Annotated in this window: 16 protein-coding genes and 2 riboswitches; of the genes, 10 read left to right on the top strand and 6 right to left on the bottom strand. The window is 63.5% G+C overall.

The genetic code is table 11. The features are described 5' to 3' along the window. Positions 1 to 59: 59 nt before the first annotated feature. From cobM to fabF, 5 genes are all read right to left on the bottom strand, one after another. On the bottom strand, positions 60 to 806 hold the full coding sequence (cobM, locus tag HX869_RS24105; protein ID WP_008431975.1) for a precorrin-4 C(11)-methyltransferase: 747 nt from the start codon (positions 804 to 806) through the stop codon (positions 60 to 62). Between the two features lie 83 nt (positions 807 to 889). Then, positions 890 to 1282 (bottom strand): cobalamin biosynthesis protein, encoded by a 393-nt coding sequence (locus HX869_RS24100; protein WP_003217881.1) that lies wholly within the window; start codon positions 1280 to 1282, stop codon positions 890 to 892. After that, the gene (locus HX869_RS24095) at positions 1279 to 1977 is read right to left on the bottom strand and encodes a CbtA family protein (RefSeq protein WP_178903756.1); all 699 of its coding nucleotides are present in this window, start codon (positions 1975 to 1977) and stop codon (positions 1279 to 1281) included. Before HX869_RS24095 ends, HX869_RS24100 begins: the two co-directional genes overlap by 4 nt. 11 nt (positions 1978 to 1988) lie before the next feature. Further along, the gene (locus HX869_RS24090; RefSeq protein WP_003217883.1) at positions 1989 to 2177 is read right to left on the bottom strand and encodes a CbtB-domain containing protein; all 189 of its coding nucleotides are present in this window, start codon (positions 2175 to 2177) and stop codon (positions 1989 to 1991) included. A 96-nt stretch (positions 2178 to 2273) separates the two neighbouring features. Next, positions 2274 to 2490: riboswitch (cobalamin riboswitch) on the bottom strand. 36 nt (positions 2491 to 2526) lie between these two features. Further along, positions 2527 to 3795, bottom strand: a complete 1269-nt coding sequence (gene fabF, locus HX869_RS24085; RefSeq protein ID WP_087694357.1) for a beta-ketoacyl-ACP synthase II — start codon at positions 3793 to 3795, stop codon at positions 2527 to 2529. A 113-nt stretch (positions 3796 to 3908) separates the two neighbouring features. Here fabF and HX869_RS24080 point away from each other — a divergent pair, with 113 nt between their 5' ends. The 5 genes from HX869_RS24080 to HX869_RS24060 all read left to right on the top strand — a co-directional run bounded on the left by HX869_RS24080 (position 3909) and on the right by HX869_RS24060 (position 11211). Beyond that, entirely contained in the window at positions 3909 to 4427 is a 519-nt protein-coding gene (locus HX869_RS24080) for a helix-turn-helix domain-containing protein (protein WP_003217886.1), read from the top strand. Beyond that, a riboswitch (cobalamin riboswitch) is annotated at positions 4424 to 4626 on the top strand. (Overlaps the previous gene by 4 nt.) Positions 4627 to 4718: 92 nt before the next feature. Continuing rightward, entirely contained in the window at positions 4719 to 5780 is a 1062-nt protein-coding gene (gene cobW / locus HX869_RS24075; RefSeq protein ID WP_003217887.1) for a cobalamin biosynthesis protein CobW, read from the top strand. Positions 5781 to 5783: 3 nt separating this feature from the next. Beyond that, positions 5784 to 9557 (top strand): cobaltochelatase subunit CobN, encoded by a 3774-nt coding sequence (gene cobN, locus HX869_RS24070; protein ID WP_178903755.1) that lies wholly within the window; start codon positions 5784 to 5786, stop codon positions 9555 to 9557. Beyond that, positions 9557 to 10555, top strand: a complete 999-nt coding sequence (locus HX869_RS24065) for an ATP-binding protein (RefSeq protein WP_178903754.1) — start codon at positions 9557 to 9559, stop codon at positions 10553 to 10555. The genes cobN and HX869_RS24065 overlap by 1 nt, the downstream gene beginning before the upstream one ends. A gap of 53 nt (positions 10556 to 10608) precedes the next feature. Then, positions 10609 to 11211 carry a VWA domain-containing protein gene (locus HX869_RS24060; RefSeq protein WP_032898884.1) on the top strand — a complete coding sequence of 201 codons (603 nt, stop codon included), beginning with the start codon at positions 10609 to 10611 and terminating at the stop codon, positions 11209 to 11211. Here the strand turns inward: HX869_RS24060 and HX869_RS24055 are convergent. Continuing rightward, complete coding sequence (locus tag HX869_RS24055) at positions 11168 to 12154, bottom strand: DUF1853 family protein (protein WP_177029461.1); 987 nt, start codon at positions 12152 to 12154, stop codon at positions 11168 to 11170. The genes HX869_RS24060 and HX869_RS24055 overlap by 44 nt on opposite strands. 143 nt (positions 12155 to 12297) lie before the next feature. On the opposite strand from HX869_RS24055, the gene HX869_RS24050 reads away from it, so the two are divergent. Genes HX869_RS24050 through HX869_RS24030 form a run of 5 tightly spaced genes read left to right on the top strand, consistent with a single transcriptional unit; the run spans position 12298 to position 16134 of the window. Further along, on the top strand, positions 12298 to 13188 hold the full coding sequence (locus tag HX869_RS24050; RefSeq protein ID WP_003217892.1) for an NAD(+) kinase: 891 nt from the start codon (positions 12298 to 12300) through the stop codon (positions 13186 to 13188). Then, positions 13185 to 14159 (top strand): metallophosphoesterase, encoded by a 975-nt coding sequence (locus HX869_RS24045; RefSeq protein ID WP_178903758.1) that lies wholly within the window; start codon positions 13185 to 13187, stop codon positions 14157 to 14159. Before HX869_RS24050 ends, HX869_RS24045 begins: the two co-directional genes overlap by 4 nt. Further along, entirely contained in the window at positions 14156 to 15031 is an 876-nt protein-coding gene (locus HX869_RS24040; protein WP_178903753.1) for a rhomboid family intramembrane serine protease, read from the top strand. The genes HX869_RS24045 and HX869_RS24040 overlap by 4 nt, the downstream gene beginning before the upstream one ends. A gap of 15 nt (positions 15032 to 15046) precedes the next feature. Then, positions 15047 to 15307, top strand: a complete 261-nt coding sequence (locus tag HX869_RS24035; protein ID WP_003217900.1) for a YeaC family protein — start codon at positions 15047 to 15049, stop codon at positions 15305 to 15307. After that, positions 15304 to 16134, top strand: coding sequence for a DUF2797 domain-containing protein (locus HX869_RS24030; protein WP_003217902.1), 831 nt, complete (start codon positions 15304 to 15306; stop codon positions 16132 to 16134). Before HX869_RS24035 ends, HX869_RS24030 begins: the two co-directional genes overlap by 4 nt. The last annotated feature ends 1 nt before the right edge of the window (position 16135 follow it).

The raw sequence follows: 16135 nt of genomic DNA, 5'->3' as shown, positions 1-16135 counted from the left end.
GTAAGAGCGGAACCATAAGCTGCCGTTACCTAAATAACGGATATGTACCCCATCCCCCCTCAGGGCCGATACAAATGCGCATGCCCCGCGCGATACAACGACGACTCACCAAAACTGTCACTGGCCAAAACCCGACCCACCAGAATCAACGCCGTACGCCGAAACCCCTTGGCTGCCACCTTCCCGGCAATATCCGCCAGCGTACCAATGGCCCAATCCTGATCCGGCCAGGTCGCCCGATGCACCACCGCAATCGGACAATCCTCCCCATAGTGAGGCACCAACTCAGCCACGATCTTCTCCAGATGATTCACCCCCAGGTGAATCGCCATGGTCGTCCCATGCTGCGCCAGGCTACTGAACACCTCACCCTCAGGCATCGCCGTCTTATCCGCATACCGCGTCAAAATCACACTCTGCGCAATGTCCGGCAACGTCAGCTCAGCCTCCAACAACGCCGCACACGCCGCCACCGCCGTCACTCCGGGAATGATCTGAAACCCAATCCCAAGCTCCCGCAACAGCCGAATCTGCTCCCCAATCGCCCCGTACAAACTCGGATCCCCGGAATGCACCCGCGCCACATCCTGGCCTTTCTCATGGGCCGTCTTGATCAGCCCAATGATCTGCTCCAGATGCAACTCCGCACTGTTAACCACCAGCTCCGCCTGATGCCCCTCAAGCACCGCCGCCGGTACCAGCGAGCCGGCATAGATAATCACCGGGCAACTGCGAATCAGCCGCTGCCCCTTGACCGTGATCAATTCCGGATCGCCTGGGCCTGCGCCGATGAAAAAGACAGTCATGGATTCATTCCTGTGAAAAAAAGCACGCGAGCAGCCTTCCAGATGAAGATTGCTCATGATCAAAGCTGACGATTATCGGGAATTCAGCCGGCGCAAGCCAATGCAAAGGTGGCCTGGGCGGTTTTTTTGCGGGTGATCAGCAGGGTGGCAGGGCTTTGAGACAGCTGTTCTGCCAGGGCCAGGGCGGCACTTTCAGCAATGCCGTAGCAGCCGGTATGAGCAAAAACCGTCTCGGACTTATGGCTCAGTCGATCTTCATAGGGCGCCAATTGCTCCGCACTGAAAAATACCAACGGCAAATCCAGAACCTGAGCCAGTGCCAGCAACCCCGGCTCATCCCGCTTGCGATCAAGACTGGCCAACGCAGTGATGCGCTGACGCTCAATGCCACCCTCGGCGAGGGCGGCGTTGAACAGTTCACGCAGGATGTCGACAGAACAACCCCGCTGACACCCCAGGCCAACCGCCAGGATCATGCCGAATACTGACCATCACGGTTACGGCGAAACAGCCAGGCACTGATCAAGCCCAGCGCCAGCCAGAAGGCAACGTTGGTCAACTGCGAGGCGATCTTGAATTGAGCTTCCAGAGCCTCCGGCGCCAGCATCGAGTGGACTTCCGGCTGTGGTGCGCCAATCACATGGGGCACAGCCAGGATCGCCACGCCCAGGATTTTCAGCAGCCAGTTACGACCGAACACGATCAGCGCAATACCGGCAGCGGTCGAAGCGGCAGTGCCGATCCACCAGATTTGCCGTTGCGCCAGGTCTGCCGCTGCAGTCCCCGGCAATTCAGGCGGCAAGCCCAGGGTCGGCGCCAACACAAAGGTGGCGTAACCGGCCAGGCCCCATAGCAGGCCTTGGGCCGTACGGGTCGGTGCACGCAGGGTGTACAGGCCGGCAAGCATCAGGGCAAAACCTACGGCGACCACCAGGTTGCCGCCCGTAGTCGACAGCACACGCTGCCAGCCATCTTCCGCCTCCCAGGCTTCAGCGTCGTGGGTGTGGGCCGTGGCATCGGCATGTTCATGCACTTCGGTCGCGGCCGGGGCGTTTTCGAAGGTTTCCGCCTGCAGGATCAGCGGGGCAACCCAGAAGCTTTGCAGCAAGGTCAGCAGCAAGGCGGCCAGGAGGCCGGTGAAACCTGCGGTTTGGGCAATACGCTTGATCATGTCGGCAGGTCTCAGTGGCACGGGAACGCAGCGCTGTGGCGGGTATCGTGGGCGGCGTTGTGCACCGCTTCGATGTGCGAGAAACCGGCGAAATACACCAGGCACGCGCCGAGGATCGACGCGCCGATGGCGGCAGTCAGGCGTTGGCTCAGGGTGGCGGTGGTGCTGGCGGTAGAGGCGGTGCTGCTGATGATCGACATGGCGCGTCCCTTCAGGGTTTCAGGGTGACACGAGCGCATGAAAACCCCGCGAGCCAGGCACGCAGGGTTCTGAACAGCGCCCGCCCACCGCGGGTTTGTTATCTGATTTTTTCGGGCCGGTCTCCGGGCTTGCGAGGGGCCTGGGCCTTGAAAGCATCACCTTCCCATGCCGTAGAGGCACAGTGGTTTTGATGCTTCACTCGCTTACCGTTGCGGGGGCAGCACCGGACTCGTCACGCCCTTGAGTAAAGGAACATGACTCACCGGTTTCCCGTTTCACCCTGTGAAGGGCACCCGAAACAAGATGTGTAGGAGAGCATGGGCGGGCGATGGGCGTCAAATCGCCGGGTTATTGCCAGCGTTTGAACAGCACGCTGGCATTCACGCCGCCGAATCCAAACCCATTGGAAATCGCGTATTCAATCGGCAACGACCGAGCTTGGCCCCGGACCATATCCAGCCCATCGGCGGCGGGGTCCGGGTTATCCAGGTTGAGGGTCGCCGGGGCAATCTGGTCGCGCAGGGCGAGCACGGTGAAGATCGCCTCGATCCCGCCCGCGGCGCCCAACAGATGGCCGGTCGCCGACTTGGTGGCGCTGATCGCGACGCTGGCATTTGCACCGAACAGCGTATTGATCGCTGCCAGTTCGCCGTTGTCGCCTACGGGGGTCGACGTGGCATGGGCGTTCAAGTGCTGGATCTGTGCGGCGCTGATTCCGGCCTGCGCGATCGCCAATTCCATTGCCCTGCGTGCACCCGAGCCATCTTCCGGGCCCGAGGTCATGTGATAGGCGTCGGCGCTGGTGCCGTAGCCCACCAGCTCTGCGATAGGCGTCGCCCCACGAGCCAATGCATGCTCCAGTTCCTCGATCACCAACAGCCCGGCACCTTCGCCCATCACAAACCCGTCGCGGCCTTGATCAAACGGGCGGGAAGCCAATGCCGGCGTGTCGTTGTAATCGCTGGACAGCGCACGCGCCGCAGCAAAACCGCCGAGGCTGACCCGGTGGATGCAGGCTTCGGCGCCGCCACACACGGCGATGTCGATTTCGCCGGCACGGATCATTCGCGCAGCATCACCAATCGCCTGTACGCCGGCGGCGCAGGCAGTGACGGGGGAGCCCAGCGGACCTTTCAGTTGATGCTGGATCGACACGTGCCCGGCCGCCATGTTGCCGAGGAATGACGGGATCGTGAACGGCGACAGGCGGCGAGGCCCTTTGCTGTCAGCCGTACGAACGGCCTCGGCAATCGCGGGAAAACCACCCACGCCGGAGGCGATGATTGTCGCGGTACGTTCCTGCTGCGATGGCGTCTGCGGACTCCAGCCAGCCTGGGCCAGGGCCTCTTGCGCGGCGGCCAGGGCAAACACGATGAACCGGTCCATCTTGCGTTGTTCCTTGGCCGGGATGACAGTGTCCGGGTCAAAGCCGGCTTCAGGGTCCTGGATGCGGTCCAACACTTGGCCGCCGATGCTGATTGCCAGGTCGCCGATCAATGCCTCGGGTAGCCTGCGAATCCCGGATTCACCGGCCAGCAGGCGCTTCCAGGTCTGTTCCACGCCGGTTGCCAGCGGTGTCACTGCACCCATGCCGGTCACAACAATTCGCTTACTCATGATCGCTTAGCTCCGCAAATTTCAGGTTGGTAGCAATGCATGGACGAAACTATCATTATGAAAGTAACATCCGATAGCTGAAATTTCCGTAGCCGCCCCACAGAGGAACTGCAATGCAACGTAAGTCGCTGGTGAATGCCGAATGCCCGGTAGCCCGTGGAGTGGAACGGGTAGGCGAGTGGTGGAGCATCCTGATCATGCGCGACGCGCTGCAAGGGTTGCGGCGTTTTGACGAGTTTTCCCAGAGCCTGGAAATCGCTCCGAACATGCTCACCCGCCGGCTCAACAGCCTGGTGGAAGCGGGGCTGCTGGAGCGCCGGCAATACAGCGAGCGGCCGCCCCGTTTCGAGTACGTACCGACGCCGGTTGGCGAGGATTTCCGGGTGGTGATCATGGCGTTCATCGGCTGGGGCAACCGCCATTTCGCCAACGAAGGTGAAAGTCTGCAATTGGTCGACCGGAAAACCCGGCGCCCGGTGGAAGTGGCGGTGGTGGACGCCGACGGTGCACGCGTGTCCGTCGAGCAATGCAGCGTCCAGGCCGGTCCGGCGGCGAGCGAAGGCATGCTGGAGCGCCTGGCGCTGCTTAGTGCCAAACGCTCGGACATTGACCCGTCCCCGCGCACTGCGTAGCCTTGCACCTTCGAGGTTCTTCGGCCCAGGCCGAAGCTAAGAAGGGAACGCGGTCAATGCCGCGGCTGCCCCCGCAACTGTAAAGGGTTTATCTGACTGCCACGCCACTGCCTGAACAAGGCGGGAAGGCGCAGCCAGCGCCGGCATCACCGCCGGCAAGCCCCAAGCCAGGAGACCTGCCTCGCAACCGATTTTCTACTTCAACCGGGCGGGGTGATCCGGTGGCGAATTCTGCTTCTGCGCACCTGCGCAGGGCCACTCGTCCCGTATGCCCGCCCCAAAGGGCATCCGATGAAAACACTGGCCAAACTCCCCGTCACCATCGTTACCGGCTTCCTCGGCTCGGGCAAGACCACCTTGCTGCGCCACATGCTGGATAACGCCCAGGGGCGCCGCATCGCGGTGATCGTCAACGAGTTCGGCGAGCTGGGCATTGACGGTGAAATCCTCAAGCAATGCTCCATCGGCTGTACCGAAGAAGAGGCGAACGGCCGCGTCTACGAATTGGCCAATGGCTGCCTGTGCTGCACGGTCCAGGAAGAGTTCTTCCCGGTGATGCGCGAACTGGTGGCCCGTCGCGGCGACCTCGACCATATCCTCATCGAAACCTCGGGCCTGGCCCTGCCAAAACCCTTGGTCCAGGCGTTCCAGTGGCCGGAAATCCGCAGCGCCTGCACCGTTGACGCCGTGATCACCGTGGTCGACAGCCCAGCCGTGGCCGCCGGCACGTTCGCCGCCTTCCCGGACCAGGTTGACGCCCAGCGCAAGCTCGACCCGAACCTGGACCACGAATCCCCCCTGCACGAGCTGTTCGCTGACCAACTGGCCAGCGCCGATCTGGTGATCCTCAACAAGTCCGACCTGATCAGCCCTGAAGACCTGGCCCGTGTGCGCCTGGAAGTGGCAGAAGAACTGCCGCCGGCGGTAAAAATCATCGAAGCCAGCAGCGGTCGCCTGCCGCTGGACGTATTGATCGGCCTGGGCGCGGGCTCGGAAGAACACATCGATGGCCGCCACAGCCATCACGATCATCACCACGAAGGTGAAGACGACCACGACCACGATGCCTTCGACTCCATCTCCATCGAACTGCCCCAGGCCGACGAAAGCCTGCTGCTGGACGCCCTGACCCAACTGGTGGTCAAGCACGGCATCCTGCGGGTCAAGGGCTTCGCGGCGATCCCGAACAAGCCGATGCGCCTGCTGATCCAGGGCGTGGGCACGCGTTTCGACAAGCACTTCGACCGCGCCTGGCGCGCCGATGAGCCGCGCGCCACGCACCTGGTGCTGATCGGCCAGGAACTCGACGCCGCGTTGCTCGAAGCGCAACTGCGCGCTGCCCTCAGCGTTTAAACCATGCATCTGCTCAGGACCCAGCCCGGCGGTTTCGTTTCGGATGACAACATCGCCGACCTTGGGCAAACCCCCGCCGAGCTGGTGATCCTGTGCAGCGGTGATTCCAGCCTGGCGCTGCTGGCCGAAGCGGCCCAGCAGTTGCCCGATGATTACCCGAGCCTGCGCCTGGCCAACCCGATGCAGGTGCAGAACCATGCTTCGGTCGACCTGTATGTGGATGAGGTGCTGCGCCACGCCAAGGTCATCCTGATTTCGCTGCACGGCGGCATCGGTTATTGGCGCTACGGTATCGAGCGCCTGGTGGAGTTGGCCGAGCGCGGCGTGCAGCTGATCCTGGTGCCGGGGGATGATCGCCCGGACCCGGAACTCAGTGGCCTCAGCACCGTGGGCGCCGAGGAACGTGACCGGCTCTGGCACTTCCTGCGCCAGGGTGGTTTGGGGAATGCGCTGGATTTCTATCGTTGCCTGGCCGCCGGCTACCTTGGCCGCGATTACGCCTGGAGCGAGCCGCAAACCCTGCCGCGCACGGCGATTTATCATCCGCATAAAGCCAATGCCCGTCTCAACGATTGGCAGGCTGACTGGCAAGCTGATTTTCCCGTGGCGGCGGTGCTGTTCTACCGCTCCCATTTGCAGGCGGCCAACACCGGCTTTATTGATGTTTTTTGCCAGCGCTTGCAGGCCGCGGGTCTCAACCCGCTGCCGATGGCGGTGGCCAGTTTGAAAGAGCCCGGCTGCCTGACCGTGGTCGAGGATTTACTGGACGAGGTGCACGCCTCGGTGATTCTGAACACCACCGGTTTTGCCCAGTCCAGCCCCGAAGCGCCGCACCTGCGGCCGTTTCGCCGCAATATCCCGGTGATCCAGGCGATTTGCGCCCAGGACAACGAGCCCGGCTGGCAGGCCAGCGAGCAAGGCCTCGGCCCACGTGACCTGGCGATGCACATCGCGTTGCCGGAACTGGACGGGCGCATCATCAGCCGGCCCATCAGCTTCAAGGACCTGGCCTGGCGCAGCGAGCGCAGCCAGTCGGATGTGGTGTGCTATCGCGCACAGCCGGAGCGCATGGACTTTGTCGCCGAACTGGCGCGGCGCTGGGTCGAACTGGCGCGGGTGCCGAATGGCGAAAAGCGTATCGCGCTGATCCTCGCCAACTACCCGACCCGGGACGGACGTATCGGCAACGGCGTGGGTCTCGACACCCCAGCCGCCGCGCTGAATATCCTGCGGGCACTGAAAATCCAAGGTTATCCGCTGCCGGACGAGCTGCCGGAAAGTGGAACGGCACTGATCCAGGCGCTCTTGGGCGGCGTCAGCAACGACCTGGACAGCCTCGACTTGCGTCCGTGTCATCAGAGCCTGGCGCTGGATGACTACGAGGCGATGTTCAACCGCTTGCCCGAGTCCAATCGCCAGGCCGTGTTGGCACGCTGGGGTACGCCTCATAGCGATCCGATGTTCCGCGACGGGCGCATGATGATCGCGGGCCTGCGTTTGGGCCTGACCTTCGTCGGCATCCAGCCGGTCCGGGGTTACCAGGTCGACGCCAGTGCCGTTTATCACGACCCGGACCTGGTGCCGCCCCATGGCTACCTGGCGTTCTACTTCTGGTTGCGCCACACCTACGGCGCCCACGGCGTGATCCACGTTGGCAAGCACGGCAACCTGGAATGGCTGCCGGGCAAGGGCGTCGGGCTTTCCGAGAACTGCTGGCCCGACGCACTACTGGGGCCGCTGCCGAATATCTACCCGTTTATCGTCAATGACCCGGGCGAGGGCGCCCAGGCCAAGCGCCGCACCCAGGCCGTGATCATCGATCACCTGATGCCGCCGCTGACCCGCGCCGAAACCTACGGGCCGCTGCGCGACCTGGAGCTGCTGGCCGACGAGTATTACGAAGCGCAATTGCTCGACCCACGACGTGCCCGCGAACTGCAAAAGGACATCCTCAAGCTGGTGCGCGAAACCCGCATCGACCAGGAACTGGCCCTGGACGAAAACCTCGACAGCGACGCCGATGCGGCGATCTGGCTGCCGCGCCTGGACACCTACCTGTGTGACTTGAAGGAGTCGCAGATTCGCGATGGCCTGCACATTTTCGGCGAGTCACCCGAGGGCCGCTTGCGCATCGACACCTTGCTGGCGTTGTTGCGTATTCCGCGTGGCGATGGGCGCGGGCCGCAATCGAGCCTGCTGCGGGTATTGGCCAAGGCCTTCGACCTGGGCTTCGATCCGCTGGACTGCGCCCTGGCCGAGCCGTGGACCGGGCGCCGGCCAGTGGTGTTGCAGAAGATCGACACGCAGTTGTGGCGCACTGCCGGCGACACCCGTGAACGCCTGGAGCTGTATGCCGCGCGCTTGATCGAGCAGGCGCTGGAAGGTGCCGTGGAGCAGCTTGAAGAGCCCGGCTGGGAAGACGTCAAGGCGGTGATCGAGAGCTTGCGCATCGTCGTCGCGCCACGCCTGGATGCCTGCGGCCCGGCGGAAATGCGCGGGTTGCTGGATGCCTTGAGCGGGCGCTTCGTCCCGGCCGGGCCCAGCGGCGCGCCGAGCCGGGGCCGTCTGGACGTGTTGCCTACCGGTCGTAACTTTTTCTCGGTGGATGTGCGCAACCTGCCCACCACCACTGCCTGGCGCATCGGCTTCCAGTCGGCGAACCTGATTCTTGAGCGTCACCTGCAGGATCATGGCGACCACTTGCGCCAGCTCGGCCTGTCGGTGTGGGGCACCGCCACCATGCGCACCGGTGGCGACGATATCGCCCAGGCCATGGCGCTGATGGGCGTGCGCCCGGTATGGGCCACGGGCAGCCAGCGGGTGGATGACTTTGAAATCCTGCCCATCAGCCTACTGGACCGGCCACGGGTGGATGTGACCTTGCGCGTGTCGGGCTTCTTCCGCGATGCATTCGCCAACCTGATCCGCCTGTTCGATGCGGCGGTGCAAGCCGTGGCTGCGCTGGACGAACCGGATGACCTGAACCCGCTGGCGGCCAAGGTGCGCAGTGAGCGCGAGGCTTTGCGCCTGTCGGGCCTGGACGAGGACGCGGCGGCGAAGCAGGCTGGTTGGCGGATCTTCGGTGCCAAGCCCGGTGCCTATGGTGCCGGCGTGCAGGGCGCGATTGATGGGCGCTTGTGGCAGAGCCGCGAAGACCTGGCCGAGGTTTACCTGAACTGGGGCGGCTACGCCTATGGCGGCTCCGACGAAGGCACCGCCGCCCGCGAACAGTTTGCCCAGCGTTTGAGCCAGGTGCAGGCGGTGTTGCAGAACCAGGACAACCGCGAGCATGACCTGCTCGACTCCAATGATTACTACCAATTCCAGGGCGGCATGCTTGCAGCCGTGGAAACCCTTAGCGGCGACAAGGCCGCCAGCTATCATGGTGACCACAGCCAGCCGGACTTGCCGAAAGTCCGCACGTTGAAGGAAGAGTTGAACCGGGTGATTCGTGCCCGGGCGGCCAACCCGAAGTGGATCGAAGGGGTGAAGCGCCACGGCTATAAAGGCGCGTTCGAGATGGCGGCCACCGTGGATAATCTGTTCGCGTTCGACGCTACGACGGCGTTGATCGACGATCATCAATACGCGTTGCTGGCGGATGCCTACTTGCTGGACCCGGACACCCGCGCCTTTGTGCAGCAGCACAACCCGGATGCCCTGCGGGACATGACCGAACGCATGCTTGAAGCCCAGCAACGCGGCATGTGGCAGGAGCCTGGGGCGTACCGCGAGGCGTTGGAAAACCTGTTGTTGGATATAGAAGAAGGCAGTTGATGACCGACATTCCACATTTCCCGCTGTCCGCCGTGGTCGGCGCCGACGACTTGAAACTGGCCCTGTGCCTGACGGCCATCGACCCGAAGATCGGTGGCGTGCTGATTGAAGGCCCGCGGGGCATGGCCAAGTCCACCCTGGCCCGTGGCCTGGCGGACCTGCTCGCCAGCGGCCAGTTCGTCACGCTGCCGTTGGGCGCCACCGAGGAGCGGCTGGTGGGCACACTCGATCTGGACGCGGCACTCAGTGAGGGCCGCGCACAGTTTTCCCCCGGCGTGCTGGCCAAGGCCGACGGCGGCGTGCTCTATGTCGATGAAGTCAACCTGCTGCCCGACCACCTGGTGGACCTGCTGCTGGACGTGGCCGCCAGCGGCACCAACCTGATCGAGCGCGACGGGATTTCCCACCGGCATTCGGCGCGTTTTGTGCTGATCGGCACCATGAACCCGGAAGAGGGCGAGCTGCGCCCGCAATTGCTCGACCGGTTTGGTTTCAACGTAGCGCTGAGCGGGCACACCCAGCCGGCCGAACGCGGGCAGATCATCCGTCGCCGCCTGGATTTCGACAGCGACCCTCAGGGTTTCTGCGGGCAATGGGCCGACCGGCAGGCCGCGTTGCGTGAGCGCTGCACCCGGGCCCGCGCCTTGCTGGATAGCATCCCGTTGGATGACCAGGCGCTGGCGCAGATTACCGAGCGCTGCTTTGCCGCTGGGGTCGATGGCTTGCGCGCCGACCTGGTCTGGCTGCGTGGCGCACGTGCCCATGCGGCCTGGCGGGGCGCGACGGCTATCAGCGAAGAAGATATCGAAGCGGTCGCGGAATTTGCCCTGCGCCATCGTCGTCAGGAGCAATCCCCGCCTGCAACGCCGCCCGCTGGCGGTCAATCACCCAAGCCCAATGATGCACCTGAAGACCAGGGCCAGTGGGGCAACATGCCCGCACCCGCCTTGCCGATAGGCGCTCGCCGTGATGTGCCCACCTGGCCAAAAAAGCCCTAGGCATCCGCCCCAAACCTGACGCAGGGGCGGATGCACGGCCCAAGGCGGGTCGACTGAACAAGGGCCGGCGTGGCCAGGCGCGCAGCGCGGCCGAAGGTTCGATCAACTGGCCGGGTACCTTGCTCGGCGGGCGGCCGCAACGCCGCGAAGATTTGCTGTATCAACTGCGTAGCCGTACGCCCCATGAGCTGTGGCTGGTGATTGTCGATGCTTCGGCCTCAACCCGGCGGCATCAGGCGCTGAGTGATGCCAAGGGATTACTGGCCCAACTGTTCGACGATGCCTATCGACAGCGGGCGCGCATGGCGTTGCTCACCGCGAGCGGGCAATCGCCAAAGTGGCAGGTGCAGGGATTAAAGGCGGCAAAAGGGCTTGGTCATTGGCTTGATGGCCTCGGTGCAGGCGGTGGCACGCCATTGTTGGCAGCGCTGAACGAAGCGGGGCACTGGTTGGCGGCTCGTCGCAAGCGTTACCCGGTGGAGCAGCAGCGGTTGCTGGTGATCACCGATGGGCGGCTGAAGGATGTGGCGGGTTTGCCGCCGCTGGACTGCCCGGGCTTGCTGGTGGACATCGAGCGCGGCCCGATTCGGTTGGGCCGTTCAAAGCAGCTGGCTATGGGGTTACAGATTGACTATCGGCATATCGATAACCTGTAAGCGCCGGCACGTTCGGCCACAGATCCGCCACCAGAAACAACCGTTCGGCTTCTTCCCATTCGCCTTCGCTGTTTTCCACCAGGCGCACCAGCAACTGCGCGGGCGCCATGGGGTCCAGCTCGGTCAGCCAGTGTTGCATCCGGGCCGCGTCCCAGGCTTCGTTCGCCGGGTAGTGCGCCGGCGCCAGCCATGCGTGGCGGGGCAGCGGTTGCCAGCGTCCTGCCGGGCTTTGCTCGATAAACCTCGACCAATCGCGCTGATGCAGCCAGCGGCCATTCAGGTGTTGGGGATGCGCGCCCTGCGGCGCCTGCGCCATGCCCGGCCATGGGTAGAGCAGATAACCGCCCAGCCACAGATGGGCATCAAAGGTCTGGATATCCAGCGCGGCCAGGACTTCGCGGCTCTCCGGCCGGGCGGAAATCGGCAGTTGGTGCTGGGCCAGGTGGGCCAGCTTGCGGTCGAGCCGGTCGTGGCAGCCGGGGCCGAGCCATTGCGCGGTGTCCCGGCCATCACCGTCCTGGGGCCCGAGGTAGAGTTTGATCGCCAGTTCCAGATGATGCACACCGTCACGGTCGCGCAGCAGCATGTCCAGCTCGCCCAGGGTATGCCCGGCCTGGCGGATCGGCAGGTTGGCCGCCAGCAGCTCCACGCCCGGCGCATGTTGCACGGCGAATTGCCACAGCCGTTCGTAATACAACCCCAGCCGGCGGGTGCGTGCCTGGCTCAGCCAATGCAGCAAGGCACTGCTGTCCTGGTCCAGCTGGCGCAGCCACTGCTCCAGCAAATGCGGCGCCTGCACCCAGTCGCTGCCGGTCAGCGGGTGGCGTTGTGGCCACGGCGTTTGCGCGAGCATCGGCGGGGCGAGCATCACCCACGCGAGATCGCGCACCTCGGGGTGACGCAGTTGGCGGGGCAGGTGCTGCAAATCAGGGAACAGAGTCATGGTCCGAGCATAGCCTTTTACAGCCGGGAAGGGGGCTGAGAACCGTTGTCGTCTGGGGTTTGCGGCGACAAAGGATTTTGTGTAACGCCGGCTTTCGCCCATAATCGTTCTTTTTTGCAGAACCCGAACCCCGCAGGAGCCCCATGGAGCAATTTCGCAATATCGGCATTATCGGTCGCCTGGGCAGTACCCAGGTGCTGGACACCGTCCGCCGACTGAAAAAGTTTCTGCTCGAGCGCCACCTGCACGTGATCCTCGAAGACACCATCGCTGAAATCCTCCCGGGCCATGGCCTGCAGACCTCGTCGCGCAAGATGCTCGGTGAAGTCTGCGACATGGTGATCGTGGTGGGCGGCGACGGCAGCCTGCTGGGCGCCGCCCGGGCGCTGGCGCGGCATAACGTGCCGGTGCTGGGGATCAACCGTGGAAGCCTGGGGTTCCTCACCGATATTCGCCCCGACGAGCTGGAAGTCGAAGTGGCCAAGGTGCTGGACGGCCACTACCTGGTGGAAAACCGCTTCCTGCTGCAAGCCGAAGTGCGCCGCCACGGCGAAGCCATCGGCCAGGGCGACGCCCTCAACGATGTGGTGCTGCACCCCGGCAAGTCGACGCGGATGATCGAGTTCGAGTTGTACATCGACGGCCAGTTCGTGTGCAGCCAGAAGGCCGACGGCCTGATCGTCGCCACGCCGACCGGGTCCACGGCCTACGCGCTGTCGGCCGGTGGGCCGATCATGCATCCCAAGCTGGATGCCATTGTGATCGTGCCGATGTATCCCCATATGTTGTCCAGCAGGCCTATCGTGGTCGATGGCAACAGTGAGCTGAAAATCGTGGTGTCAAAAGACATGCAGATCTACCCGCAAGTCTCCTGCGACGGGCAGAACCATTTCACCTGCGCCCCCGGTGACACCATCACCGTGAGCAAAAAGGCACAGAAGTTGCGGTTGATCCACCCGCTGGACCACAACTACTACGAAGTGTGCCGGACCAAGCTGGGCTGGGGCAGCCGCTTGGGGGGTGGAGGCGACTGATGCTCGATCCCGCGCGTAGCTACGACCTGATTGGTGACGTGCACGGTTGCGCTCATACCCTTGAGCACTTGCTCGACCGATTGGGTTACCACAAGCAGGGCGGCACCTGGCGCCATCCGTTGCGAATGGCCGTGTTCCTCGGCGATATCATCGACCGTGGCCCGCGCATTCGCGAGGCGCTGCATATCGTCCACGACATGACCGAGGCCGGCCAGGCACTGTGCATCATGGGCAACCATGAGTTCAACGCGCTGGGCTGGAGCACGCCCGCCGCCCCAGGCAGCGGCAAGCAGTTTGTGCGCGAGCACACGCCACGCCACGCGCGGTTGATCCACGAGACCCTGACCCAGTTCGAACAGCACCCGGCAGACTGGCACGATTTCCTCGGCTGGTTCTATGACATGCCGCTGTTTGTCGACGCCGGGCGATTCCGCGTAGTGCACGCTTGCTGGGACAACGGCTTTATCGAGCCCCTGCGCGCGCATTTCCCGGACGGCTGCATCGACGAACACTTCTTGCAAGCCGCCGCCGTGCCTGGCAGTTTCGCCAGCAATGCCTTCGACCGCCTGTTGCGCGGCACCGACATGCGCCTGCCGGACGGCTTGACCCTCACCGGCGGCGACGGCCTGACGCGCTCGTTCTTCCGTACCAAGTTCTGGGAAGACGACCCGAAAACCTACGGCGACATCGTGTTTCAGCCCGATGCGCTGCCGGAACCGGTGGCCGCCACGCCGCTGTCGTCCACTGAAAAGAATTCCCTGCTGCGCTACGGCGTCGACGAGCCATTGCTGTTCGTCGGCCACTACTGGCGCAGCGGCAAACCGGCGCCGATCCGCCCGAACCTGGCCTGCCTGGACTACAGCGCGGTGCTGTACGGCAAGTTGGTGGCGTACCGGCTGGATCAGGAAACCCGCCTGGACCCGCGTAAATTTGTTTGGGTCGATGTCGAGCGCCCTGAGGTTATTTCATGAGTACCGTTGCTGTATTACGCCTGCCGCTGGCGGTGGATTTGAGTGGTTTCGTCAAGCTTCTGCAACGCATGCAAGTGCCCCATCGCGTCAGCGAAGAAGCCGGGGAGCAGGTGCTGTGGGTGCCTGACTCCATCAGTGAAGACGTGAAGGTCCTGTATCAGCGCTTTCCGGCCGGTGACCCGGACCAGCAACTGGACATTCCCGAGCAGGCGACGTCGACCAGGCGGCCCGGGTTTGCCCAGCAGCTTCGCCACAGCCCGGTGACCGCGTTGGTGTTGCTGCTGAGCATCATCGTCGGCGCCGTTACGTTGCTGGGGGATAACCTGCAAGCCATGAGCTGGCTGACCTTCCTGCCGTTCAGCGTGGCAGGCGAGTACATCCGTTTCACGCCATTGACCGACAGCCTGGCGTCGGGACAGTGGTGGCGCCTCGTCACGCCGATGTTGATCCACTTCGGCATCCTGCACCTGGCCATGAACGGCATGTGGTACTGGGAACTGGGGCGGCGCATCGAGTTGCGCCAGGGCAGCATCAACCTGCTGGGCCTGACCCTGCTGTTCAGCCTGGTGTCGAACTACGCTCAATACTATTTTGGTGGTCCCGGCCTGTTTGGCGGGTTGTCCGGCGTGCTGTATGGCTTGCTCGGGCATTGCTGGATCTATCAGTGGGTGTCGCCGAATCCGATGTATCGCCTGCCTCGCGGGGTGTTGGTGATGATGCTGGTGTGGCTGGTGCTGTGCCTGTCGGGCCTGGTCTCGATGATCGGCTTCGGCGAAATCGCCAACGCGGCCCACGTGGGTGGCCTGGTGATGGGTTGCCTGACCGGTTTGTTGTGTGGCTTGTACAGCCGCCGCAAAATGTCTCCTATTTAGTTAAGGAAGAGTCTTATGTCCTCTTTTGTCGAAATGATCGAAAACATCACCCCGGACATCTACGAGAGCCTCAAGCTCGCCGTGGAAATCGGCAAATGGTCCGATGGCCGCAAGCTCACCGCCGAGCAGCGTGAATTGTCGTTGCAGGCGGTGATCGCCTGGGAACTGCAGAACCTGCCGGAAGACCAGCGCACCGGCTACATGGGCCCGCAGGAATGCGCCTCGAAGTCGGCGCCGGTGCCGAACATCCTGTTCAAGTCGGATGCCATCCATTGATTGAGATTGGCCGTGGTGCAGTCAGCAAGATGTCGGCGCAGTTGGGTGAGCCGACCGTTCAATACGCGTTTCGCCTGGGCGACACCGAGGTGCCGGTCAATCCATTGATCGGCACTACCGTGCGCCTGGAATACCTCGGTGCGATCCATTGCACCCATTGCGGTCGCAAGACCAAGACCAGTTTCAGCCAGGGTTACTGCTACCCGTGCATGACCAAACTGGCCCAGTGCGACCTGTGCATCATGAGCCCCGAGCGCTGCCATTACGACGCCGGCACCTGCCGCGATCCGGCCTGGGGTGAAAAATTCTGCATGACCGACCACGTGGTGTACCTGGCGAACTCGTCGGGGATCAAGGTCGGCATCACCCGCGCCAGCCAGCTGCCGACCCGCTGGCTCGACCAGGGCGCCAGCCAGGCGCTGCCGATCATGCGCGTTGCCACGCGCCAGCAGTCGGGCTTCGTCGAAGACCTGTTCCGCAGCCAGGTGGCCGACAAGACCAACTGGCGCGCGCTGCTCAAGGGCGATGCCCAGGCCGTCGACCTTGCGCAGGTGCGCGACGAACTGTTCGCCAGCTGTGCCGAAGGCATGCTCGGTTTGCAGGAACGCTTTGGCCTGCAGGCCATCCAACCGGTGACCGACATCGAACCGATCGAAATCCGCTACCCGATCGAGCAGTATCCGACCAAGATCGTCAGCTTCAACCTGGACAAGAACCCGATTGCCGAAGGCACGCTGATGGGGATCAAGGGCCAATACCTGATCTTCGATACCGGCGTGATCAATATTCGTAAATACACGGCCTACCAGCTCGCCGTGCATCAGTAGA

Source organism: Pseudomonas sp. P7779 (assembly GCF_013386315.1).
Classification (GTDB): domain Bacteria; phylum Pseudomonadota; class Gammaproteobacteria; order Pseudomonadales; family Pseudomonadaceae; genus Aquipseudomonas.
This window is presented reverse-complemented; position numbering and strand designations above follow the sequence as displayed.